We start from the raw sequence: 23319 nt of genomic DNA, 5'->3' as shown, positions 1-23319 counted from the left end.
CATTCTGTCTTTGTTATAAAGACACCCCGCCCGGATTACCCGGCGGGGTGCTGCTCGTATTTCACTTGTCAGTCCAAAACCTGAACGGCGGCGCCCAGCACACCGTCCCCGATGTAAACGCTGAGAGTTCCGTCGATCTCCCCGTCCCAAAAATGCTCCCAACCGGGCAGCAGCGACGCCACCTGTTCCCGGAGCTTTTCCATTTCCTCCGGTGAGCCGCCGTTGGCTACCGCCAGATTGAAGCGCCGGTGCGCTCCCTTGCGGTTTTGCACCAGCTCCGCCAGCTTTTTCATGACCTGCTGGTGTCCCCGGACCTTGGCGATGGACTGGAGCTGTCCGTCCTCCGCGAAGGTAAGGATGGGCTTGATCTGGAGCATGGTACCGGCCATGGCCGTTACCTTGCCGATACGCCCGCCCTTTTGCAGATATTCCAGCGTATCCAGCGTGAAGAACGGATAGGTGTTGGCAATGAGCTGCGGTGCGCGGTGCTGCGTCAGCTCCTCCCAGCCCATGCCTTTTTTGATGTCCTCTGCAAGCTGCAAAACCGTCATGCCAAGGCCCAGAGAGCCGCTGAGAGAATCAAAGGCCGCCATGGCGCGGCCCTGCTCCTTGCATTCCTCCGCCACCAGCCGCGCCAGATTATACGTGCCGGAAAGGCCGCTGGAGAGCATGACCGCAATGACACCGTCATAGCCCTTTTCAAAAATCTCGTGGAGCTTTGCCGCAAAATCCTCCACCCGGGGCAGTGAGGTCTGCGGCAGCTCTCCCGCGTGAAGCCGCTGGTACACATCCGTTCCCCGGATGTCCACACCGTCTAAATATTCTCCGTCCCGACACAAAATCCGCAGCGGGACAAAAAAGATATTATTTTCCTCCGCAGTCTCCCAGCGCAAATCGGCGCTGGAATCTGTCAGCAGAGCGATTTTCTTGGGAGTCATGTTTTCAAGTTCCGCCTTTCTCCGTCAAACAATACTCAAAGCTATGCTATAAGGTGTAAAGAGCATTATGCCACACATTTCAAAAAACCGCAACAGCGTTTATTCCTGTTTTTCTCCCGGCAGCAGGTCATCCGCGCTGCGCAGGTCCGTGGCATCCGGCTCATCCTCCGGCATTTTGGTATCCGGCTTCTCCTGCAAATGGGTCTTTTCATCCGTTTCCGGCTTATGGGTGTGCCAATAGGACATATTGATAGGCGCCTGCTCGCCGAACAGGTCGAAGTAATCGGCGTCCCGCATCTTGGGCCGGCGGTGACGGACGATAGCTGTCAGCGTGGGGTAGAGCACAATGGCGATGAGGCCGCCGGAAAAGCCGTTGTTATAAAGGTTCAGCCCCGCCACAGGGCCGCCGGTCTGCAGCACCAGCGCCGAATGGATAAAGCCCGCCAGCACGCCGAAGGGCGCGCCGAAGTGGCCGGAAATGGGAGCCAGCGTTGTTCCGAAGAGACCCGCCAACTGTAAGGCCGGGTAATTCGGCTCATAGTGCATTCCGTAGGCCCCCATCCAGACTCCGACCATCACCGGAATGATGTTCCGGGGATGCTTGCCGAAGGCAGAAAAGCCCATGATGGTGAAGATACCGCCCAAGGTCGGGCCGTTGAGGTCGCCGCCGATGAGCAGGATATACGCCATACCGATGAGACCGTTGACGCCAATGTTCACCAGCACCGGCCCGGTGCCGAACATACGCAGATAATCGCTGGGTACCCGGCCGGTGGTGGTCAGAAGCCGCCGGTAGCCGGCCCACACGGCCCATGACGGTACGCCGCTGCCAAAAAAGCCCACCAGAATAAACGCCGTGCACAGCACGGTGAGCACCGTCACCAGCTCCGTGTTATGCCCCGTGGACCAGTAGAGCGCGGAGTCCGGCTTATCGCCGAAGGCCGTGAGAATCGGCACCACCATCATGGCGAACAGTCCGCAGGCAAAGCCCATGTTGTAAAGGTTCATGCCGTTTTGAATTTTATAGGTGTAGGCCGAAAGGCTGGGCAGCAGAAAGCCCACGGCCACGCCGGTCAGCACCCCCAGCGGGATACTGGCATGAACGCTGCCCAGCGCCATATAGCTCACCAGCGGCGCAAGGGATGTAGAAAGCAGCGCCACGGAGGCGTATTTGGAAAACGGCTCCCGCTGATACCGGGCGTACAGCCACGTTCCCAAAATGATGGGCCAGATATTAAAAAGATTCTTGCCGAACAGGGAAAAGCCCGCCATCAGTCCCATCTCCACAATGGTGAAGCCGTTAAAGGGGTCCTTGGCAAGCCAGATGAGGCAGATGGAGATGATGGTCACAAGCCCCGCGTTGACAAACGCCGCAGCCGGGCCCGCAATGTCGATATAATCCGTGATGAGCAGATCCTGCATGGTCACGATTTTCCAAAGCCCCGGCAGAATCTCCGAGGCATCGCCGATGCAGATGCCGATCAGCATTAAAAAAATAGAAAAAACGATGGTTCCGGGCAGAATATACTGGTATGAGCGGGTATGCTTCACTGTGCGTTCCCTCCGTTTTCCTAACGGTTTCTAAATACCATTATACAGGCTCTCCGCCTGCGCGGCAACCCAATTCGTGAAATTTTTCACCACTTTTTTCATTCTGCCCCAAAATGCCGATTACTGCGCGTCGATTTTCTCCTTCAGCTCTGTGAGATACATCCACCGCTCCGTTTTTTCCTCCAGCGCGGCCTCCAGTTCTGCCTGCCGAGCCTGCAGCTCCTGCAGCTTCACATAGTCGCTGCCGCAGGCGCTCTGCGCTGCCTCACAGTCCTTGATCTGCTGCTCCAGCGCCGCAAGGTCCGCGTCAATGGTCTCAAACTCCCGCTGCTCCTTGAAGGAGAATTTCAGCTTCCGCTCCCGGGGCCGCTCCTGTGCCGCCTTGGGCTTTTCCGCCTTGGCGGGCGCTTCTTCCTCTTTCCGCTTGGCCTTCCAGTCGGACCAGTTGCCGCTGTAACGCAGCACCTGCCCGTCCCGCACCTCAAAGACCTGCTCCGCCAGCTTGTCCAACAGAAAACGGTCATGGGACACGATAAGGATGGGGCCCGGGAAGCCCTGCAAATAGTCCTCCAGAATGGAAAGGGTCATCACGTCCAGATCATTGGTGGGCTCGTCCAGCAGCAGGACGTTGGGGGCTTCCATCAGAATGGACAGCAGGTACAGCCGCCGCCGTTCTCCGCCGCTGAGCCGTCCGATGGGGACTGACTGCAAATCGCTGGGGAACAGGAACCGCTCCATCATGGCCTTAGCGGTGAAGGTACCCTCGTCGGTGCGGACCTCGTCGCCGATGTCATGGATAAAATCGTAGACACGCTGGTTCAGATCCAGCTCCCGGCCCTCCTGAGAAAAGTGGCCGATCTTCACAGTAGTGCCGATGTCCACCGTGCCGCTGTCCGGGGACAGCTCCCCGGCAAACAGCCGCAGCAGCGTGGATTTTCCGGCGCCGTTGTGTCCCACAATGCCGATGCGGTCATTCCGCAGCAGATTGTAGGAAAAGTCCCGGATGACGGTTCGGCCCTCGTAGGACTTGCTGACATCATGCAGCTCAATGAGCTTTTTGCCAAGGCGGCTGGACGCCGCAGCCATCTGCACTGTATCGTCCGTCTCCGGGGCGTCCTGATTTTTCAGCGCCTCGTACCGCTCGATACGGTCTCGGCTCTTGGTGGTCCGGGCCCGGCAGCCCCGCATGATCCACTCCCGCTCCGTTCGCAGAATGGACTGCCGCTTCCGCTCGCTGGCTTCCGCCATCTCCGCCCGCTGGGCCTTCAGCTCCAGATATTTCGAGTAATTTGCCTCGTAATGGTAGAGCTTGCCCCGGGAAAGCTCCGTGATGTGGTTCACCACCCGCTCCAAAAAGTAGCGGTCATGGGTCACCATCACCAGCCCGCCCTTAAACCGGCGGAGCCAGTCCTCCAGCCACATGGTCATCTCCGCGTCCAGATGGTTGGTGGGCTCGTCCAAAATCAGCACATCCGCCGGGTGGATGAGGGCCGCCGCCAGCGCCACCCGCTTCCGCTGTCCGCCGGAGAGAGTGCCCACCCTCTGCTCGTAGTCCGGCAAGCCCAGCTTATTGAGCATGGTTTTTGCCTCGTACTCGTTCAGCTCCCGGAATTCCTTGGGAAAATGCAGAAATACCTGCTCCAAAACCGTGGCGTCATCCTCCATGGGCGGATTTTGCTCCAAAAGGCTCACCTGCACATTGGGGTTTCGGGAGATCGTCCCGGCGTCGGCCTCCAGCCTCCCGGCCAGTACCTTCAAAAATGTGGACTTTCCGGTGCCGTTGATGCCGATGACACCAACCTTGTCCCCCTCATTCAAATAAAAATTCACATCCTCCAGCAACTGGCGGCTGCCGAAGTTAATGGAAAGATGCTCTGCGGATAGCAGCATAACGGTTCTCCTTTTCCGGCAATCCATGATTGCCGTTTTATTTTTTCCGTGGTATACTATACCGTAAATTCACTCATCAGGCAAGTGCCGCGAGGAGGCTTATCTATGAAAACCTGTCTTGTTTTGGAAGGCGGCGCCATGCGGGGAATGTACACCGCCGGGGCGCTGGACGTCTTTTATAACGCCGGAATCAAATTTGACGGAATCATTGGCGTGTCCGCTGGGGCGGCTTTCGGCGTCAACTATCTCTCCGGCCAGCCGGGGCGGGTCATCCGCTACAACAAGCGCTTCAACGCCGACCGTCACTACATGGGGCTGATACCCCTGCTGAAAACCGGCAACATCGTGGACACGGACTACGCCTACGATAAGGTCCCCCGGGAGCTGGACCCCTTTGACGGGGACACGTTTGACGCCTCCGGCGTCCCGTTCTGGGCTGTGGTCACCAATGTGGAGACCGGCAGGGCGGAGTATATCCGCCTTGAACACGCTATGGAGCAGATGGACGTGATTCGGGCCTCCGCCTCCATGCCCTTTGTGTCCAAGCCCGTGAAGCTGGGCGGAAAGCTGTATCTGGACGGCGGCGTGGCGGACTCCATTCCCTTCAAGGCCGCCGAGAAGCTGGGCTTTGACCGGGTAGTGGTCATCCTGACCCGGGACCGGAGCTATGTAAAAAAGCCCATGGCATCGGGGCCCATTGAGGTCTGGTACAAGCACTATCCCGCGTTTATGGAGCAGCTCAAAAACCGCCACAGCACGTACAACAACGCGGTCCGCGAGCTATTGAACTGGGAGCAGCAGGGCAAGGCGTGGGTGCTGCACCCCAGCCTCCCCATTGAGATCGGGCGGCTGGAGCGCCATGCCGACCGGCTTCAGGCGGTCTACGATCTGGGGACCGGGGACGCGAAGGCGGCGCTGCCCGCCCTGCGGACCTATCTCGGACAGCCCTGATGGAGCGCATCACCTATACCGTGCCGCCGGAGGAGGATGGAGTCTGCGTCCGGCACATTCTGAAAGCCAGGCTCCATTTTTCCACCCATGCCGTCGCCCGGCTCACCCGGGCCGAAAACGGCATCACGGTCAATGGCGCTCACGCCCGGACGGTAGACATCGTTCACGCCGGGGACACCGTATCGGTGCGCTCCGATGATTTGCGGCCGCCAAGGCTCCTGCCGACGCCGGGGGACTGGCCGCTGCCTGTCGTCTATGAGGACGCCCATCTGATGATCGTCAACAAGCCTGCCGGCATGACCGCCCACGCCTCCAACTTTCTGCCGGACACGCCTACGGTGGCCGGTGCGCTGGCCTACCGGCGGGGGAGCGATTTCATTTTCCATGTGGTAAACCGGCTGGACAAGGGCACCACCGGCCTCATGGCCGTGGCCAAAAGCGGATATATCCATGACCGTCTGCGGCGGATGCTCCACACCACTGACTTTCACCGGGAATACCGGGCGGTGTGCGTGGGCTGCCCCGCGCCGCCCGTTGGAACCGTCAACGCCCCCATCGGCCGGGACGAGACCTCCGCTGTCCGCCGCATGGTGCGGCCGGACGGGCAGAGCGCTGTCAGTCATTACGAGGTCCTCTCCCGGCGGGACGGTCTCTCCCTTTTAAAGCTGATACCGGAAACGGGCCGCACCCACCAGCTTCGGGTCCACATGGCCTATCTCGGCTGCCCCTTAGCCGGGGACTGGCTTTACGGCACGGAGGACACGGCCCTCATCGCCCGCCCCGCGCTCCACGCCTATGCCCTGTCCCTGACCCACCCCGTCACCGGGGAACACCTGTCCTTTACCGCCCCCATTCCGGCGGATATGGAAAAACTGATTTAAAGAAAGAATGTCATTTACATAAAAAAATTAATTCTCGGCTGCACCCTGATGCTTTGCGGAGTGATTGACGGAACCGGCTGGCTGATGACAGCTATGACTCTGATTTCACACAATTTCCTTAAATTGGGCCGTGAAAGCCTGATTATCCTTCTTCCCTTCTATATTCTTGCCATTGCCGGTGCGGTCATCGCTGTCAAGGCGATGAAAGAGGAAAAGTAAGCGCCCGTTCGAGCGCTGCGGCAATACGCCGATAACCCCCAAAAATATTTTACGGAGGAACCCTTATGCTGACTTGGAATGTCACCTATCACTGCAAGCCCGGCAAGCGCGACGCCTTCTATCAGGCCATCACGGAGCTGGGCGTCCGGGCCAATTCCCGGAGCGAGGACGGAAACGTCAAATACGATTACTTCTTTGACGCGCAGGACCCCGATGTACTCCTGTTGGTGGAAACATGGACGGAGCCTGCCTTGCAGGAGTCCCACTGCCGCACAGAGACCTTCGACAAGCTCCAAATCCTGAAGGCGGAATACTGCGACAGCGTCACCGCCGACAAGTTCTATGACTGAGCGCCGCACCAAGCTATCAGCGAACGCGCCCCGGCTCTGCGATCTTGCAGAGCCGGGGCGCTGTTATGCTTCTTTTCTTCTGCCTCTGTCACTTTCCGCTCCGTCAGGGCAGCGGCACCGGGCCGTAGGCGTCGGCAAACTCACCGTCCACAAGGAAGCGCACCTCCTCCACGGACTCCAGCGACAGCAGCGACCGCTCCAGCGCGTCAATGGCCAGCGTCAGCGCCGCCGGGTCCGGGCGGCCCTCCAGCAGCGCCGAGGAAAGGCTCACGTAGCACACGCCCTCCTCCGCCCACACCTTGCGGACCTTAAAGCCCTCCGGCAAGGCGCTCTGCAGGCCCTTTGCCTCCGGGCCGTTTTCCAGCGCCCGAATCACGGCGCCGCCCTGTGTGTCACCCTCATAGAGATTCAGCGTCCGCTTTTCCTCCGTCAGCACACCGTCCCCATCCGGGAAGTACAGCGACACCGCCACGGTGCTCACAACATCCTCCTTGGGGGCCAGCAGCACATCCCGGCTCAAAAATACCTGCCGGCTGCGGTAGTCCAGCTCCTCCCCCAGCACGGTGATTCGCACCCGGGCCACATCCGGGAGCTGGGTCAGTGTCAGCGTGATGGCATAATCCGCCAGCGACAGTTCCACGCCGGAAAGCCCGCCATAGGCCGCCGAAAGGTCCACCCGCAGCTCCGTTCCCACCCGCTCCGCGGATACAAGGGACGTTCCCTTGGGAAACGGACTTTCCAGCAGCGGGTCCTTCGGTCCCCGCAGCAGCGCTTCCAGCAGCAGCCGGGCCGTTTCCTCCGCCGTGCAGCCGGTATCGTCGATGGCCCGCTCCTCCGCCCGGAGGGCGTCACCGCCATCGGCGTCCGCCAGCGTCCGCTCCAGAAAATAGAGCTGATACGCCGTTCCCTCCGGCTCCTGCCGGACAGTGGCCGTTCCCACGGCGCAGCCGATGACCAGCAGCACCAGAGTGCAAAGCGTCAGCACGATCCATCTTTTCCTCACGGCTCCCGGCCCCCTTCCGCGTCCGGCCAGCGGACGGTGAACACCGCGCCGCCGCCCGGGGCGTTGGTGGCCGTTACCGTGCCGCCCCGCTTGTGCACCGTGTCCTGCACGATGGAAAGGCCCAGTCCCGTTCCGCCGGCGGCCCGGGAGCGGGCCTTGTCCACCCGGTAGAACCGCTCAAATACCCGGGGCAGATCCTCCTCCGGAATGCCGGGGCCGTTGTCCGCCACGGTCAGCACCACACAGCCCCCCTCCCGGAACAGCCGCACCCGGATGCTGCCGGCGCTGCCGCTGTACTTTACGGCGTTGTCCGTCAGGTTGTAAATGACCTGATGGACCTCGCCCCGGGTGGCCATCACCGCGCAGCCCTCCTCGGCCTGATACGTCAACTCCGTTCCCTTGTCCTGCGCCAGAAAGCTCATCATCCGCATGACCTGCTCCAGCACCGGGACGACCTCTACCCGCTTCGGCTTGTCTACAAGGCCGCTGTCCAGCCGGGTCAGCCGCAGCAGGTCCTCGGTGATGCTGCTGAGGCGCTGGGCCTCGCTGCCGATGTCCGTTACAAAATCCCGGACGGTAGCCATGTCCATATTGTCCGTCTGCAAAATGGAATCCGTCAAAAGCCGGATGGCCGCCAGCGGCGTTTTCAGCTCGTGGCTGGCATCGGACACAAAGCGGCGGCGCAGATCTTCCGTGGTCTGCAGCCGGTCGGTGAGGCTGTTGAACTCCTCCCCGATCTGTGCGATCTCATCGTGGCCGGGGATATGGGTGCGGTGCTCGTAGGAGCCCTCCCGCACCTGACGGATGGCGGTGAGCAGCGCGCCGATCTTCCGCGTCAGCATCCGGGAAAGCAGCACGCTCAGCAGCACCACCGCCAGCGCAATGCCGACAGAAAGCCGCATCAAATTCGTCTGCAGCCCCTCCAGCAGCGCCGCCTGCTCCGTATCGTATTCATAGGCATACACCGCGCCGATGATGCGGTTCTGGTACAGCACCGGCGAGGAGGCCCGGCTGCGGAACGCTCCGTCCCGGTAGGAGCTGGAAAAGGCATCATTGCCCTCCAGCGCCTGCACGATCTCCGAATAGAACGTATATTTCCCCACGGCGCCGCCGGTTTCCCGGGTATCGTAGAGCACCAGCCCCGCGCTGTCCGTCACTAAAATACGGCTCAGCCCGGTCTCCTCCACCACGGCCATGGCCGCCTCCACATTTTCCTGCGTCAGCCGGTTCAGCCCGGAAAGGGAGTATACCATCACCGACACGCTGCCGGTCATAGTGGTCTCCTTGGAGCGGAACACAAGGTCCTCGCTGACAAGCAGGGGGTATGTATTGAGCAAAAGCAGCACCCCCGCGATCACGGCGATGTAGCTCAGGCCGAATTTTAATTGCAGACTGCCCCAAAAGGCCCTGTGCTTATCCTTTGAAATAGTAGCCCACTCCCCACTTGGTCATAATGTGCTCCGGCTCCGCCGGATTTTCCTCCAGCTTTTCCCGCAGGCGGCGGATGTGCACATCCACAGTGCGGTAATCTCCGGCGTAGGTATAGCCCCACACCACGTTCATCAGATTCTCCCGGCTGTACACCCGCCGGGGATTTCGCATCAGCAGCTCAATGAGGTCATACTCCTTGGCGGTGAGGTCCACCGGCTGTCCGTCCCGGATGGCGACACGCTCCTGCGTGTCCAGCGTGAGCTTCCCCACCGTCAAAAGCCCGCCCTGACTGCGCTGCACACCGGCGGCCCGGCGCAGCAGCGCCCGCACCCGGGCCTTCAGCTCCAGAATGTTGAAGGGCTTCGTGAGATAATCGTCCGCCCCGCACTCAAAGCCCATAAGCTTGTCGGCGTCCTCACTCTTGGCGGTGAGCATGATAATGGGAACGTTGGAAAATTCCCGTATTTTCATGCAGGCCTCCAGCCCGTCCATCTCCGGCATCATCACATCCAGCAATATCAGGTCGAACCGCCCCTCCCGGGCCAGCTCCAGCGCCGATGCACCGTCATAGGCGCACTCCACCTCGTACCCCTCGTTTTCCAGATTAAACTTCATGCCCTTGACCAGGGTTTTTTCATCGTCTACCACTAAAATTTTCAAGGCTGTGCTCCTTCGTTCACTGTGATATAGTCCCGCAGCTCCTCCAGCTTTTTCTCCCCGATGCCGGATACCTCCGTCAGCGCCTCCACGCTTTCAAACGCGCCGTTGGCCTCCCGGTAGCGGACGATCCGCCCCGCAAGCCCCTCGCCGATTCCCGGCAGCGTGGAAAGCTCCTCTACACCGGCGGTGTTGATGTCCACCAGCGTCAGCTCCACCTGCTCCGGCGGCAGATTTTCCTCCGTAACGGCGCTGACCGCCGCCGTGTCCGCCGCCATGCGGTCCCGCCGGGCAAGGCCCGTCAGGCCGAAAAGGAATACCGCTGTCATGATTAGAAGAATCAATTCCGTTTTGACAGCCCTTAACTTTGCGCGCATGGTTGAACTCCTCCGTTTTTTTTGCTATACTGAAGCAAATCGGAATTTGTCGAACGGTGCCGCCCCCGGCGGCCGCCGCCTTTCTTACTTTCAGTATATCATACATCATAGGAGAAAGATATGAAAATCAAACGCCTTTTGTCTGTTTTTTTGCTCTGCGTCTGTCTTTCCGTTCTGCTGGCCATTCCCGCGCAGGCGGCGGACGCGCCGGACATCCGTGCCAAGGCGGCGCTGCTGGTGGATGTGAACACAGACGCCGTAGCCTATGCCCAAAACATCCATGAGCAGAATTACCCCGCAAGTCTCACTAAGGTCATGACCGCCCTGCTGATTCTGGAAAAGGCCAGCGGCAATGACGCGCTGCTGACGCAGGAGGTCACCGCCCCGGAAAGTGCCTTTGCCTCCCCCTACTACGCTGCCGACGGAAGCACCGCCGGCATCAAGGCCGGCGAGGTGCTGACGGTAAAGCAGCTTCTTCAGTGTATGCTCATCGTCTCCGCCAACGAAGCCTGCAATATCCTTGCAGAATGGCACAGCGGCTCCATTTCCGCCTTTGTGGACGCCATGAACGCCAAGGCGGAGGCACTGGGCTGTGAGGATACCCATTTCGTCAACCCCAGCGGCATCCATGACCCGGACCACTACACCTCCGCGTGGGACCTGTATCTCATCACCAAGGCAGCTATGGAATACCCGGAGTTCATGGAGATTTGCGACAGTGCCAGCGCCACCATTCCCGCCACCAATCTAAGCCCGGAGCGGACGCTCTATACCACCAACAACCTCCTGTCCAACTGGCGGGTCATCGGCTACCGGGATAAGCGGGCCCACGGCATCAAAACCGGCTCCACGGACGCCGCCGGACACTGTCTCATCTCCTCCGCTCAGCAGGGAGAGCTGCACTATGTCAGCGTGGTCATGGGAGCGGAGCGCATTGAGGAAAACGGCGTGGGAAATCTCCTGAACTTCTCCGAGACCTCCCGCCTGTTCGACTACGGCTTCGGCAGCTTCTCCTACCGCACCATTTTAAAGAATACGGAGATCATTCAGGAGGTCCCGGTCTCTCTTTCCAAAACGGATTACGTCACCGTCCACCCGGCGGCGGATGTAGAGGTCTTATTTCCCAAGGACCTTGACCCGGCAGAGCTGGAGCGGGTGGTGACGCTGCCGAAGGAGCTGGAGGCTCCCATCACCGCCGGGCAGAAGCTGGGTACGCTGGAATTGAAGAAAGGCGACATTTCCTATGCCACGGTGGACCTTTTAGCCAGCAGCGCCGTAGAGGCGGACCGCTTCATGACCTTCCGACATAATACCGTGCTCTTTTTCCAAAAGCCCGCCGTAAAAATCATTGCCATTGTATTGGCCGTGCTCCTCGTAGTACTGCTTTTGCTGCGGCTTACGGGGCTTTCCCGCAGGCGGCGCTACGGCCGCAGCGCCCGGGGCTACAGCAGCGGCTACCGCGGCAGACGCCGCCGGTAAGTTGTCCACAGCGCTGCATAAACTACTTCAGTTTATCAAATTATCAAAAGCCTCGCAGAGTTTCACATCCGCAGATGTGAAAGCTGTGAAATCCGTATTCTGCCGCGACCTGTGCGTGGCAGAATACACCTTGCACGGAGCGAGTGTCGAATTGTTCGCTGTAAGTGGACAACCGAGGCACAGAGCGCAGTGAAGCCTTCTCGAAAAAGTGGCTTTACCACTTTTTCGACAGCCATAGGCGGAGCCGTTTTCCGGCTCCGCCTGTTTTTTTCATTTTCCTTGCAAACTGCGGAAAATAGTATATAATGAGAGGCAATCATTCAAGAAGGAGTTGGAGCACTATGGATTTTAAGAAAATCAAGAAGCTGGCAGAAGCCCAGCAGGATTACATGGTGGAGATGCGCCGCTATTTCCACACCCATGCCGAGGTCTCCGATCATGAATTTGGAACGCGCAAGGTCCTTCAGCGTGAGCTGGACAGCCTGAACATCCCCTATGAGCTGCTGGAGGGCACCGGTATCATCGCCACCATTCAGGGCGGCAAGCCCGGTAAGCACCGCCTGCTGCGCTGTGATATTGACGCACTGCCTCTTCAGGAGGAAAAGGAAAATCTATCCGGTGCCAAGGTCTGTGTCTCCGAAAATGACGGTGCCTGCCACGCCTGCGGCCATGACGCCCACATGGCCATGATGCTGGGTACCGCCCGTGTGCTGGCACAGGTCAAGGACGAGCTGGAGGGCACCGTGTACTGCTGCTTTGAGGAGGGCGAGGAGTCCAACGGCGGCATCGCTACCATGATGAAGGCGCTGGAGAAGTACACCGTGGACGAGTGCTTTGCCCTGCACGTATATAATGCGTTGGAGGTCGGCAAGATCAGCATGGTGGCCGGTCCCCGGATGGCCGGTGCCGTGCGCTTTGACATGACGTTCCACGGTCGTGCCGGTCACGGCTCCCGTCCGGACCTGTCCATCAATCCCATCGTTCCCGCCGCGCACATGGTCGGCGAGCTGGATTCCGCTCTGCGCAACCAGCTCAACGCCGAGTCCATCGCCACGCTGGGCCTGTGCACCTTCCGCGCCGGCGACACCTGGAACATCATCCCCGAAACGGCGTTCCTCTCCGGCAGCGCCCGCTATTTCGACAAGGAGGCCGGTCCGCAGGTCCTTGACCTTATCAAAAAGAGTGCCGAGGCCACTGCCTCCATCCACCGCTGCACTGTGACCTATGAACCCACCACCAAGGTCATTCTGGAGCCGGTCATCAACGATCCCGCCGTGGCCGCCCGGGTCAGCGACGGTCTTGCTGAGATGTGCGGCGCCGATGTTCTGGATCAGGGCTGCGGCCGCTGGTACGCCTCCGAGACCTTCAGCCGGTACATGGAAAAGTGCCCCGGCGCGCTGGGTCTGTTGGGTATCAAGAACGAAACGCTGGGCAGCGGCGCCCCCCACCATAACGGCAAATTCGACCTTGACGAGCACGCCATGGTCCTCGGTGCCTGCTCCGAGCTGGTGTTCGCACTGAAAAACTGAGCCGCGGCAAACAAAATCAAACACGCAAAACCGGCCCCGGAGGATGATCCTCCGGGGCCGGTTTCATGTTTATATTTTCTTTTATTTTACGCAGTTTTATCAGTCTGCCGCGTCCAGATAGCGGTGGATGGCCTCGTCCAGCGTCCGCATTTCCGTCTCCGTCAGGGACCAGTCAAAGCAGGCGCAGTTTTCCTCGATCTTTTTGCGGGTCTGCGCGCCCACGATGCAGGAGGAAATGAAGGGCTTCTGGGCCGCCCAATTGATAGCGATCTGGGACAGGGGCACCTGCCGCTGCGCCGCGATCTCATCCATGACGCCCAGCAGCTTCATGACCTTGGAAAACATCGGCTCCTGAAAATGCTTATAAAAACGGCTGCGGTTATCGCTGGCGGGGAAATTCGTCAGCGTCCGGTAGGCGCCGGTCAGGATGCCCGCGCCAAGAGAGCCGTAGGCCATGACGCCCATTCCCTGCTCCGCCGCCCATTTGATCTGCGCCTCATTGCTGCGGCAGACCATGGAATACTGGGGCTGGTACGCCTCAATGGGGCAGTATTTGCCTGCCTCCTCCATCTGCTCCACAGAGAAGTTGGACACGCCCACGTGCAGGACCTTGCCCTGCTCCTTCAGCAGCGTCAGCGCCTCCATGGTCTCCTGAAACGGCACCTTGACATCCGGCCAGTGGATCAGATACAGGTCGATATGGTCAGTCTGAAGGTTCCGCAGGGATTCCTCGCACTCCCGCAGGATATTGTCCCGGCTGCCGTTGCGGACATACGCGCCGTTGATAAAATCGTTGCCGCATTTCGTGGCGATGATCACCTTGTCCCGGACGCCCATCTCCTTAACGGCCTTCCCCACAAAGCGCTCCGCCACGCCGTTATTGTAGGCCGGCGCCGTGTCGATGAAATTCACGCCGCATTCCACGGCGGCCCGGATAGCGTCCAGCCGGGTATCCTCGGAATAGTCATCCCAGCCGGAGCCGCCCATCCCCCATGTACCGAGGGCCATTTCGGAAACCTGCAGGCCCGTGCTTCCAAATGCTTTATAACGCATAGTGCTTCCTCCAGAGTTCAACGCGATTTTTAATGCCGCCGCCCGGCCGCAAAAGCGGCACAGCCGGTTCGCTTCCAAATATAGCATGCGGGCCGAAGCCTTGTCAAGCCGCGCCGCGCGTTACTGCCGCAGCACCAGATAGAGAAGCGCCGCGTCCCGGGGGCGGCGCAGGTCCAGCCCCGTTTTCCTCTTCACTGTATCCATGCGGTACTGAAACGTATTGCGGTGGACAAACAGCTTCTCCGCACAGCGGCGCACATCTCCGTCCTCCGCAAAATACAGCGCAACCGTCTGGGCCAGCTCCTCCGCCTCCTGCGGCGTGCAGCGGGCAAAAATACGCGCCCGCGCAGCACGGCGCACCGCCGACGGGATGCAATCCGCCAGAAATTCCAGCGACGCCTCATCGTAAAATACCACCCGGCCGCGCTTGGGCTGCTCCGCCGCCGCTGCCGCCGCCACGGCCTCCCGGTAGCAGCGGCGGAGAGTCTCCGGTGCCTCGCTCCGACTGCTGATACCAGCGCTGACATGGCCACCGCACACCGTCTCCGCCATGCGGCAGAGCTCTCTCACCCGCCGGGCGGCCTCGCTCCGCTCCGTCCGGGACAGCAGTAAAATCACCCGTCCCCGCAGCACGGCGCAGAAGCCCCCGCCGTTTTCCGCAAGTCCTGTCTGCACGCGCTTCATGACCCGATCCAAGCTCAAGGTGTCCTCCTCGTCGCCGCCGGTATTCAAAACGGCCACGGTGTAGGGCTGGCTGATGTCGATCCCCAGCAGCCGCCCCCGCACCTGCAGCTCCGTCCAGTCCGGCTGCGCGTCAAACAGCCAGTTTTCCACAAACAGGCTCCGGCTCCGCTGTAAAAGCTCCAGCTCCTCCTGCTGATAGGCCGCCTCCAGCATGATCTCCGTCATGTGGCGGATGATCTCGCCGAATACGGCCACCTCCTCCGGCTCCCCGGTGATGCCGATGACACCTTCAAGCTGTCCCCGGAGGGTCACAGGCAGATTGACGCCCCTTTGAATTCCACGCTCCGGCTCGTCCTGCCGGACGGTCAGACAGTCCAGCCCCTCCCGGATGATGGCAAGCGCTCCCTGATGCAGCTTACCCCGGCGGGCGGGGTCCGTGCTGGCAAGAATCACGCCGTTTTCATCCATGATGTTGATGTCCCGGTGGATGGACGCCTTCATCTCATTGACGATGTTCTGCGCGCTTTTCTGGGTAATGTGCATGGCCGCCCTCCCTTATTTCTCTTTTACCCTTTTTATAGCACGCTTTGTCCCCTACGGCAAGCGTTCCGTGAAAAAACCGGCCTGACTTTCGTCAGGCCGGTCAGCGTGTCGAAAAAGTCTTTTCTCCCCGCTGAACAAGTTTTCAGAACTTCATAAAAGTTCTGAAAACTAAGGATTTCAATGGCGCAGGGAAATAGGCGAAGCGCCGCCGGTGGCGGATCAAGCGAGCTTGTTTCGAGGAAGGCTCCCAAACAGCGGATACGCAGTATCCGCTGTTTGGTCTGAGCCGACGGTGTATCCCTTCTTGGGTTTCCTGCGCACACCCTTCCTTACCGCTGCGGAGGATTTACCACTTTATCGACAGTCTCACCGGCCTGACTTTCGTCAGGCCGGTTTCCATTTAAAATCACATATCCTACCCACTCAGGGCAGGTCATTGAAAAGCTCCCGGCAGTGCTGCGCCAGCAGGGACGCGGTGCGGTCAATGCCGAGGCGGGCGCTGTTGATGCAAAGGTCATAATTTTCCGGCAGGCCCCACGGGCGGGCGGTATAGTGGGTGTAGTATTTCTCCCGCTGCTTGTCCGTTTTTTCCACCAGCGCCGCGGCGGTCTTTTCGTCCACATTTTCGATCTCCATGCGGTGATGGACACGCCAATCAAACGGCGCGCAGATAAAGAGGCTCAGGCAGTCCACGTGTTTGCTCTCCAGCACATGATCCGCGCAGCGGCCCACAATGATGCAGTCCCCCTTCTCCGCCAGCTCCAAAATGATCTCGCTTTGCATATCGTACAAAACGTCCTCGGCGGACTGGCCCTGCTTTACCTTGGGACCGCCCTCATAAAAGCCCTTGAACAGCCACGGATTCGCCGCCTTTTCGTCCTTATCGGCAAGCAGCTCCTCTCGGACCTCCGCCCGCTTTGCCGCCAGCGTCAGCAGCTCCCGGTCATAATAGGCAAAGCCCAGCGCCTCGCCCAGCTTCCGTCCGATCTCCCGTCCGCCGCTGCCGAACTGTCGGCCCAGCGCAATGACATGATTTCCCATAGAAAATACCCCTCCTAATTTCTATCTCCGTGTTGTGGCCGGCTCCTTCAAGCGAAGGGCCACGCCGCGAATATAATCCTGTACGATTTCATCGACCTGTCGGGTCAGTTCCTCCGGCGTCTGCGTCAGCTCGCCCCGCAGCCAGCCCTCCAGCACACCGCCGGCGGCAATGGTGAGAAAGCGGGTTGTCAGCTCCTCCCGCTCCGCATCCTCGGGAAAGCCGTTTTCCAGCGCCATCTGCCTGACAGCGCTGCGGACGATGCTCTTGATGTCCGCCCCAAAAATTCCCTTCAGATATTCGCGCCCCAGCGAATCCAGCGCGCACAGGCAGATGTCCCGGTTTTCGGCAATATAGCGGAACAGCCGCAAAAAGCCCTCTTGCCAGCCCTGTCTGTCCACCTGGCAGCGCGCCAGCTCCAGCGCCTCATTCTCAAAGGCCCAGCGGAGCAGATCGTAAATATCCGTAAAGTAATAATAGAAGTGCTGCCGCCGCATCCCGCAGGAGTCCATGATCTCCGCCACGGTAATCCGCTCCAGCGGCTTTTGCGCCATGAGCTGCTTCAAAGCTCCGCAGATGGCCTGCCGGGTGACCTCGAACGCCTTGTACCGTCTGCCCATAACGCCATCCCCCCATATTTTTAAAGAGTATAGCATAGTTTTTACAGGCTGTCACTGTTCATTTCCGGCGGTTTGTTTATATTTCGTCAAAAAACCGGGCCGCTGTCATAATTCTGACAAATGACCAAATTTGACTGTTGCTCTTGGACGGATTTGCGGATATAGTAATATTGATTTTATATTGGTATTTTTGCGGCGGAGCGGGTTCCGCCGCTGAAAGGGGCATTCCATGAGCGACCAGCCGAAAAAAAGTAGTTTTTTTGAAAAATTAGCCACATTTATCGTCGATAAACGAAACCTCATCTTCTTTCTCTATGCCATTGCCATCTTTGCCAGTCTCATCACCCAAAGCTGGGTCAGCGTGTGCAATGACCTGACGGAGTATCTGCCGGAAACCACGGAGACCCGCCGGGGCCTGACGCTGATGGACGAGGAGATGAAGACCTACGCCACCGCCCGGGTGCTGGTGGCCAACGTCACGTATGACATCGCCCGCGATCTGGCCGACCAGATTGAGGACATCGAGGGCGTTTCCGCCGTTGACTTCTGGGACGCCGACAAAAGCCCGGACGATACCACCCTCCCCTCTGCCGCCAACAAAACCATTGACGATTACATACAGGGGACGGACGCCCTCATCACCGTCACCTTCCGTGGCGAGAATGATGACCAGACCTCCAAGGACGCCCTTGCCCGCCTTGAGGCGTTTTTAGAGCCCTATGACACCCATATCGCAACGGAGGTGGGCTATTCCAAGTCCGATACGCTGAATCAGGAAATGGGCATCATCCTTGTGGTGGCGGCCATCGTCATCGTTGCCGTGCTGCTGCTGACCTCCCGCTCCTACGCCGAGGTGCCGGTGCTGCTCATCACCTTCGTGGCGGCAGCCCTGCTGAACAAGGGCACAAACTTCATCTTCGGCGAAATTTCCTTCGTATCCGATTCCGTGACGGTGGTTTTGCAGTTGGCGCTGGCTATTGACTACTCCATCATCCTGCTCCACCGCTTCTTAGAGGAACGGGAGCACGCGCCGGATGACCGGACGGCCTGCATCATCGCCGTCAGCGCAGCCATTCCCTCTATCTCCGCCAGCAGCCTGACCACCATTTCCGGCCTTGCCGCCATGATGTTCATGCAGTTCCGCATCGGCTTTGATTTGGGTCTGGTGCTCATTAAGGCCATTTTGCTGAGTATGTTGTCGGTGTTCACGCTGATGCCGGGCCTGCTCATGCTGTTCTCTAAGGCTATGGAGCGGACACGGCATAAGAATTTCATTCCTCAGATCGACCGCTGGGGCAAGCTCGTCTACGCCCTGCGCCATGTCGGCGTGCCGGTGTTCATTGTCTGCGTCATCGGCGGCTTCGTGCTCTCCAACCAGTGTCCATATGTGTACGGCGACAATGCGGTCATGACTGTTCGCCGCAATGAGCATCAGGCGGCTACAGACCGGGTGGAAAACACCTTCGGCACTCAGAACATCATGGCCATCGTGGTCCCCAAGGGCGACACCGCCAGTGAAAAAATCATTTTGCAGAAGCTCTCCGCACTGGACGAGGTGGACTACGCCATGGGCCTTTCAAATGTGGAGGCCAAGCCCGGCTACTGCCTCACCGACCAGCTGACGCCCCGGCAGTTCTCCGAGATGATGGGCCTTTCCTACGAGGAGGCCTGTATCCTCTACGCCGCCTACACTGCCGACCACGAGGATAACTACGGCCCCATCGTCGGCGGTATCGACAGCTACACCGTCCCCGCCATGGATATGATTCTCTTTATCTATGACGAAAAGGAAAAGGGCTATGTGACGCTGGATGACGATGATGAAAAGGACATCGATGACGCCTATCAGCAGATCACCGACGCGCAGGCTCAGATGCTCGGCCCCAATTATACCCGCATGGTGCTGAACCTGAATCTCCCGGAGGAGGGAGACGAGACCTTCGCCTTCCTGAAAACGCTCCACAGCATCGTGGATCCCTACTACGGCGAGGACAATGTATATCTTGTCGGCAACTCCACCAGCGACTATGACCAGTCCGTGTCCTTCGCCCGGGATAACCTGATGATTAGTGTCCTGTCCGTGGTGTTCGTCATTTTGGTGCTGGTGTTCACCTTTATGTCCGTGGGCCTGCCCATTTTGCTGATTTTGGTCATTCAGGGCAGTATCTGGATCAACTTCACCTTCCCCACGGTGATGCACACCAACATCTTCTTCATGAGCTACCTCATTGTTACCTCTATTCAGATGGGCGCCAATATCGACTATGCTATCGTTATTTCCACATGGTACTCCGACCTCAAGCGCCAGATGACGCCCCGTGAAGCTCTCATCAAGGCGCTGGACCTCTCGTTCCCCACAGTGCTGACCTCCGGCTCCATCCTCTCTGCCGCGGGCTTCCTCATCGGGCAGATCACCTCGGAGCCCTCCATTGTCGGCATCGGCCAGTGCCTCAGCCGGGGCACGATCATCTCCATGTTCCTTGTCATGTTCGTGCTGCCGCAGATTTTGGTGCTGGGCGATAAGATCGTGGAAAAGACCAGCTTCAAGGTCAGCCTGCCCTCCGCGCCTATCGTGTCCCAGCGGCTCAGCGGCACCACGTTTGTCAACGGCCGCGTCCGCGGCCGCATCTCCGGCTTTGTGGACGCCGAGATTCACGGCGTTGTCAAGGGCGACATTTCCGCTATCATGTCCTCCGGCAGCTTTGATAAATTACCGGAGGGCGCGGCCTCCGGCGATTCGCCGCAGGAGCCGCCGGAGACAGCCGTTACACCGGATACCCATGAGGAAGGAGGGGACGCACAATGAAAACCTGCATGAAAAAGCTGACCGCCCTCCTGATGGCCGCCGTGCTGATGTGCACACTGGCCGTTCCCGGTATTTTGGCGGCGGAAAATACGATCACCATTAAAACCGTGGAGGACCTGATGGACCTCTCCCGCAACTGCACGCTGGATACGTGGTCTCGGGGCAAGACCGTGATTTTGGGAAATGATCTGGACCTTCAGAGGACGGACTTTACCCCCATCCCCACCTTCGGCGGGACGTTTCAGGGCAACGGCCACAAAATTTCCGGCCTGAAGCTGGGCGGCAGCGGCAATGTGCGGGGTCTGTTCCGCTATATCCAAAGCGGCGCCACCGTGCAGGACCTCACCGTGGCGGGCACCATCCACCCCAGCGACCGGCAGAATGATCTGGGCCTGCTGGCCGGCAGCAATGCCGGGCGCGTCCTGAACTGCGCGGGCCTCGGCACCATTATCGGAGATAACCGCATCGGCGGCCTCATCGGCACCAACGAAACCGGCGGTGAGCTGGTAAGCAGCCGCTTCTCCGGCAGCGTCACCGGCAAACACTCCGCCGGCGGCGTGGTGGGCGAAAATCACGGCACGATGACCCGCTGTGAAAACAGCGGCAGCATCAACACCAAGGATCTTGAGGATAACCCCAAAACGGATTACACCGGCCTCGCCCAGCTCAACTCCATGGATAATATTCCCGCCTATACGGACATCGGCGGCGTGGTGGGCCTGTCCGACGGTACGGTGCAGAGCTGCGTCAACACCGGCACCGTGGGCTATGACCAGATCGGCTACAACATCGGCGGCGTGGCGGGCCGCAGCAGCGGCTGGCTGGATGGCTGCACCAACACCGGCGCCGTGGCGGGCCGGAAGGACGTGGGCGGCATCGTGGGCCAGTTGGAGCCGGAGGTGCTGAAGACCTTCAGTCAGGATTTCCTCGATAAGCTGCTGACCCAGTTGGACTCCCTTCAGGACATCATGGACCGCACCGCCAACCATGCCGACAGCATTTCCGATTCCGTCCATCACCAGATGAATGACCTCTCCGCCAAGACCCGGACGGTCAAGGACATCGCCAAGGACCTGACGGACGCCATGACGGACTGGGCCAACGGCAATATCGACCAGATCAATGAGCTCTCCGCCCGAATCTCGTGGTCGCTGGACCAGTTAGATGACATCATGGATGACGCCGTGGGGTTGACAAAGGAACTGGATACGCTGATCAGCGAACTGGAAAAAGTACGCAAGAGCTTGTTAAGTGCCTCCGGCGTCGGTGACGCAGCAGCCGATGATTTTCAGAACGCGCTGAGCGACCTGAAGGAGGCCGCTGACGCCATCGCCGGTGCCCTCCCCGGCATCACCAGTGCTATGAAAGACGTTATCAGTGCCATCAACCGCGGCGACCCAGATGAAATTTCCGCCGCGCTGGTGGAATTGGCGGCTTCTCTGGATGGCCTCGGCGGTGCCATTGGGCCGCTGACAAATGCCCTTGTCTCCATCGGTAAGGCACTTGGCACTCTGATGTCCTTCAGCAGTGCCGTAAAGAACGCATTGAACCAGTTGGAATTCGTAAACAAGGCTGCAACTCGGGTTAATGACAGGTTGACGGACGTGGCCGTGGGCCTGAACGACATGATCCACGAGCTTTCCGAAAAGCCGGACATCAAGATCGACCCCATCGGCCCGGAGATCACCGACAAGGGTGACGCCCTGAATGACGCCATGGACGCTCTGCTGGACAGCGGGGACGCTTTGAACCGCCTTCTTGATGATTCCGCCGATACCCTCATCGGCGATCTGAAGGCGGTCAACAGCCAGTTCCGCTCCATCACCAACCTGATCCGCAGTGAAAAGTCCGACTGGGAGGCGGACCGGGACAAGAGCCTTGAGGATCAGATCAAGGACCGCTTTCAGGACCTCTCCGACACCTGTGACCTTGAAAAACAGCATGACGGCCGGGTCTCCGGCTCCGAAAACAGCGGTACGGTCACCGGCAATACCAATATCGGCGGCATCCTCGGCTCCATCGGTCTGGAGCTGGATTTCAGCGTAGAGGATGATGTCACCAAGGTGGGCGATTCCTCTCTAAATTTCCGCTATCAGGCCCGTGCGCTGGTCTCCGGCTGCGTGAACAACGGTGCTGTTGCCGGCAAGGATGACTACAGCGGCGGCATTGTGGGCCTTGCGGAGCTGGGCCGCGTCACCGCCTGTGAAAGCTACGCTGCCATCAGTACAGACGGAAGCTATGCCGGCGGCATCACCGGCAGCTCCTACGGCAGCGTGGACAACAGTTGGGCCAAGTGCAGCGTTTCCGCCGCAGACTACGTGGGCGGCATCGCCGGCTACGCCGAAACGCTGACGGACTGCCGCGCCCTGACCACCCTCACCGCCGACGCCTATGTTGGCGCCATCGCCGGTGACGTTTCCGATGACGCTACGGTTTCCGGCAACCGCTTTGCCGGAGAGATTCCCGGCGGCATTGACGGTATCAGCTACGCGGGATTGGCAGAGCCGGTGGACTTTGATACCCTCTGCGCCGACGAAAACGTTCCCAAGGCCTTCACACAGTTAGAGCTGACGTTCCGCGCCGACGGGCAGATCGTAGAGGTTGTGCCCTTCCAGTATGGCCGGGCTCTTGACCGTCTGCCGGACATCCCGGCGAAAAAGGGCTGCTCCGCCGCATGGCCGGACATTGACTACACCTGCCTTACCGCCAGCCAGACGCTGGACGCCATTTACACGCCCTATACCTCCGCGCTAACGGACTCCGCCGATGGTCTGCCCCAGCTTTTGGTGGATGGCAGCTTCAGCTCCAACGCAACAGTCTCCCACACCACGGAGCCGGTGACCTGGACGGACGAGAAAAACGTCACCCGCTCCGGCGAGGCCGTGACTGTAACCGTGGAGGACCCCGACCTGCTGGAAATTTCCTATACCGTCCACTACCGTCTGCCGGACACCGGCAAGCGCTATGATCTCTGGGTCAAGACGGAAACCGGCTGGGAAAAGCAGGACAATACTGTGGACGGCAGCTATTTGCTGTTCACCTCCGACCGGGAAACCGTCACCTTCTGTGTGCAGGAGCGGACCGCCAGTCCTCTGCTGTGGGTCTTGCTGGCAGTTCTGAACCTTTTGGCTCTAATGCTGGCGGTGATCCGGATCCGCAAAAAGCGGGGCCTGCCCCGGCACCGTCTGCTGAAAAAGCTCCGCAATGCCCGCTCCGCCAAACACGATAAAGAAGCGTTACCCAAGTAAAGCAAGCCCGCCCGTGCCGTATTTTCCATACAGCGCGGGCGGGTCTCCAATTATAACAACGGCATACAGG

General features: G+C 59.6%; 19 protein-coding genes. 8 read left to right on the top strand and 11 right to left on the bottom strand.

The genetic code is table 11. From position 1 onward, the window contains the following. Positions 1-68 precede the first annotated feature (68 nt). The 3 genes from PY311_RS03130 to PY311_RS03120 form a co-directional block, all read right to left on the bottom strand. Complete coding sequence (locus tag PY311_RS03130) at positions 69-938, bottom strand: DegV family protein (RefSeq protein ID WP_286147222.1); 870 nt, start codon at positions 936-938, stop codon at positions 69-71. Between the two features lie 99 nt (positions 939-1037). Continuing rightward, the gene (locus PY311_RS03125) at positions 1038-2489 is read right to left on the bottom strand and encodes a DUF1576 domain-containing protein (protein ID WP_286147221.1); all 1452 of its coding nucleotides are present in this window, start codon (positions 2487-2489) and stop codon (positions 1038-1040) included. A gap of 120 nt (positions 2490-2609) precedes the next feature. After that, positions 2610-4379: an ABC-F family ATP-binding cassette domain-containing protein gene (locus tag PY311_RS03120; RefSeq protein WP_286147220.1), complete on the bottom strand. Its 1770-nt coding sequence runs from the start codon at positions 4377-4379 to the stop codon at positions 2610-2612. A gap of 105 nt (positions 4380-4484) precedes the next feature. On the opposite strand from PY311_RS03120, the gene PY311_RS03115 reads away from it, so the two are divergent. From PY311_RS03115 to PY311_RS03100, 4 genes are all read left to right on the top strand, one after another. Then, on the top strand, positions 4485-5330 hold the full coding sequence (locus PY311_RS03115; protein ID WP_286147219.1) for a patatin-like phospholipase family protein: 846 nt from the start codon (positions 4485-4487) through the stop codon (positions 5328-5330). Then, positions 5330-6211: an RluA family pseudouridine synthase gene (locus PY311_RS03110; protein WP_286147218.1), complete on the top strand. Its 882-nt coding sequence runs from the start codon at positions 5330-5332 to the stop codon at positions 6209-6211. Before PY311_RS03115 ends, PY311_RS03110 begins: the two co-directional genes overlap by 1 nt. Before the next feature lie 60 nt (positions 6212-6271). Then, the gene (locus PY311_RS03105) at positions 6272-6430 is read left to right on the top strand and encodes a hypothetical protein (RefSeq protein ID WP_286147217.1); all 159 of its coding nucleotides are present in this window, start codon (positions 6272-6274) and stop codon (positions 6428-6430) included. Between the two features lie 65 nt (positions 6431-6495). After that, on the top strand, positions 6496-6780 hold the full coding sequence (locus PY311_RS03100) for a putative quinol monooxygenase (RefSeq protein ID WP_286147216.1): 285 nt from the start codon (positions 6496-6498) through the stop codon (positions 6778-6780). Positions 6781-6883: 103 nt separating this feature from the next. On the opposite strand, the gene PY311_RS03095 is transcribed toward PY311_RS03100, so the two are convergent. The 4 genes from PY311_RS03095 to PY311_RS03080 all read right to left on the bottom strand — a co-directional run bounded on the left by PY311_RS03095 (position 6884) and on the right by PY311_RS03080 (position 10248). Continuing rightward, positions 6884-7783, bottom strand: a complete 900-nt coding sequence (locus PY311_RS03095) for a GerMN domain-containing protein (RefSeq protein ID WP_286147215.1) — start codon at positions 7781-7783, stop codon at positions 6884-6886. Then, positions 7780-9129: a sensor histidine kinase gene (locus PY311_RS03090; RefSeq protein ID WP_286147424.1), complete on the bottom strand. Its 1350-nt coding sequence runs from the start codon at positions 9127-9129 to the stop codon at positions 7780-7782. Before PY311_RS03090 ends, PY311_RS03095 begins: the two co-directional genes overlap by 4 nt. 67 nt (positions 9130-9196) lie before the next feature. Continuing rightward, a complete protein-coding gene (locus PY311_RS03085) occupies positions 9197-9874 on the bottom strand; it encodes a response regulator transcription factor (protein ID WP_286147214.1) in 678 nt (225 codons plus the stop codon). Then, positions 9871-10248 (bottom strand): ComEA family DNA-binding protein, encoded by a 378-nt coding sequence (locus PY311_RS03080; RefSeq protein ID WP_286147213.1) that lies wholly within the window; start codon positions 10246-10248, stop codon positions 9871-9873. The genes PY311_RS03085 and PY311_RS03080 overlap by 4 nt, the downstream gene beginning before the upstream one ends. A 120-nt stretch (positions 10249-10368) precedes the next feature. On the opposite strand from PY311_RS03080, the gene PY311_RS03075 reads away from it, so the two are divergent. Then, entirely contained in the window at positions 10369-11727 is a 1359-nt protein-coding gene (locus PY311_RS03075) for a D-alanyl-D-alanine carboxypeptidase family protein (protein ID WP_286147212.1), read from the top strand. Between the two features lie 341 nt (positions 11728-12068). After that, a complete protein-coding gene (locus tag PY311_RS03070; protein WP_286147211.1) occupies positions 12069-13256 on the top strand; it encodes a M20 metallopeptidase family protein in 1188 nt (395 codons plus the stop codon). A 99-nt stretch (positions 13257-13355) separates the two neighbouring features. On the opposite strand, the gene PY311_RS03065 is transcribed toward PY311_RS03070, so the two are convergent. The 4 genes from PY311_RS03065 to PY311_RS03050 form a co-directional block, all read right to left on the bottom strand. Then, complete coding sequence (locus PY311_RS03065; RefSeq protein ID WP_286147210.1) at positions 13356-14309, bottom strand: aldo/keto reductase; 954 nt, start codon at positions 14307-14309, stop codon at positions 13356-13358. A 120-nt stretch (positions 14310-14429) separates the two neighbouring features. Further along, positions 14430-15536 (bottom strand): CdaR family transcriptional regulator, encoded by a 1107-nt coding sequence (locus PY311_RS03060; RefSeq protein ID WP_286147209.1) that lies wholly within the window; start codon positions 15534-15536, stop codon positions 14430-14432. Positions 15537-15959: 423 nt separating this feature from the next. Then, entirely contained in the window at positions 15960-16577 is a 618-nt protein-coding gene (locus PY311_RS03055; RefSeq protein ID WP_286147208.1) for a cytidylate kinase-like family protein, read from the bottom strand. A gap of 21 nt (positions 16578-16598) precedes the next feature. Further along, positions 16599-17195, bottom strand: a complete 597-nt coding sequence (locus PY311_RS03050; protein ID WP_286147207.1) for a TetR/AcrR family transcriptional regulator C-terminal domain-containing protein — start codon at positions 17193-17195, stop codon at positions 16599-16601. A 229-nt stretch (positions 17196-17424) separates the two neighbouring features. Between PY311_RS03050 and PY311_RS03045 the strand changes: the two genes are divergently transcribed. Together PY311_RS03045 and PY311_RS03040 are read left to right on the top strand one after the other, a co-directional pair. Further along, a complete protein-coding gene (locus PY311_RS03045; RefSeq protein WP_286147206.1) occupies positions 17425-20001 on the top strand; it encodes an efflux RND transporter permease subunit in 2577 nt (858 codons plus the stop codon). After that, positions 19998-23249: a coiled-coil domain-containing protein gene (locus tag PY311_RS03040; protein ID WP_286147205.1), complete on the top strand. Its 3252-nt coding sequence runs from the start codon at positions 19998-20000 to the stop codon at positions 23247-23249. Before PY311_RS03045 ends, PY311_RS03040 begins: the two co-directional genes overlap by 4 nt. Positions 23250-23319: the final 70 nt, after the last annotated feature.

This window comes from Neopoerus faecalis (assembly GCF_029218125.1).
GTDB lineage: Bacteria > Bacillota > Clostridia > Oscillospirales > Oscillospiraceae > Oscillibacter > Oscillibacter faecalis_A.
Note: the sequence above shows the minus strand (reverse complement) of the source record. Positions and strands in the feature narration are given on the sequence as shown.

Excerpts from the sequence above, each read along its gene's own strand:
- PY311_RS03115 (WP_286147219.1), top strand. The coding sequence starts at position 4,485 with ATGAAAACCTGTCTTGTTTTGGAAGGCGGCGCCATGCGGGGAATGTAC.
- PY311_RS03065 (WP_286147210.1), bottom strand. The coding sequence starts at position 14,309 with ATGCGTTATAAAGCATTTGGAAGCACGGGCCTGCAGGTTTCCGAAATG.
- PY311_RS03100 (WP_286147216.1), top strand. The coding sequence starts at position 6,496 with ATGCTGACTTGGAATGTCACCTATCACTGCAAGCCCGGCAAGCGCGAC.
- PY311_RS03120 (WP_286147220.1), bottom strand. The coding sequence starts at position 4,379 with ATGCTGCTATCCGCAGAGCATCTTTCCATTAACTTCGGCAGCCGCCAG.
- PY311_RS03060 (WP_286147209.1), bottom strand. The coding sequence starts at position 15,536 with ATGCACATTACCCAGAAAAGCGCGCAGAACATCGTCAATGAGATGAAG.
- PY311_RS03080 (WP_286147213.1), bottom strand. The coding sequence starts at position 10,248 with ATGCGCGCAAAGTTAAGGGCTGTCAAAACGGAATTGATTCTTCTAATC.
- PY311_RS03070 (WP_286147211.1), top strand. The coding sequence starts at position 12,069 with ATGGATTTTAAGAAAATCAAGAAGCTGGCAGAAGCCCAGCAGGATTAC.
- PY311_RS03075 (WP_286147212.1), top strand. The coding sequence starts at position 10,369 with ATGAAAATCAAACGCCTTTTGTCTGTTTTTTTGCTCTGCGTCTGTCTT.
- PY311_RS03130 (WP_286147222.1), bottom strand. The coding sequence starts at position 938 with ATGACTCCCAAGAAAATCGCTCTGCTGACAGATTCCAGCGCCGATTTG.
- PY311_RS03055 (WP_286147208.1), bottom strand. The coding sequence starts at position 16,577 with ATGGGAAATCATGTCATTGCGCTGGGCCGACAGTTCGGCAGCGGCGGA.
- PY311_RS03040 (WP_286147205.1), top strand. The coding sequence starts at position 19,998 with ATGAAAACCTGCATGAAAAAGCTGACCGCCCTCCTGATGGCCGCCGTG.
- PY311_RS03045 (WP_286147206.1), top strand. The coding sequence starts at position 17,425 with ATGAGCGACCAGCCGAAAAAAAGTAGTTTTTTTGAAAAATTAGCCACA.
- PY311_RS03110 (WP_286147218.1), top strand. The coding sequence starts at position 5,330 with ATGGAGCGCATCACCTATACCGTGCCGCCGGAGGAGGATGGAGTCTGC.
- PY311_RS03050 (WP_286147207.1), bottom strand. The coding sequence starts at position 17,195 with ATGGGCAGACGGTACAAGGCGTTCGAGGTCACCCGGCAGGCCATCTGC.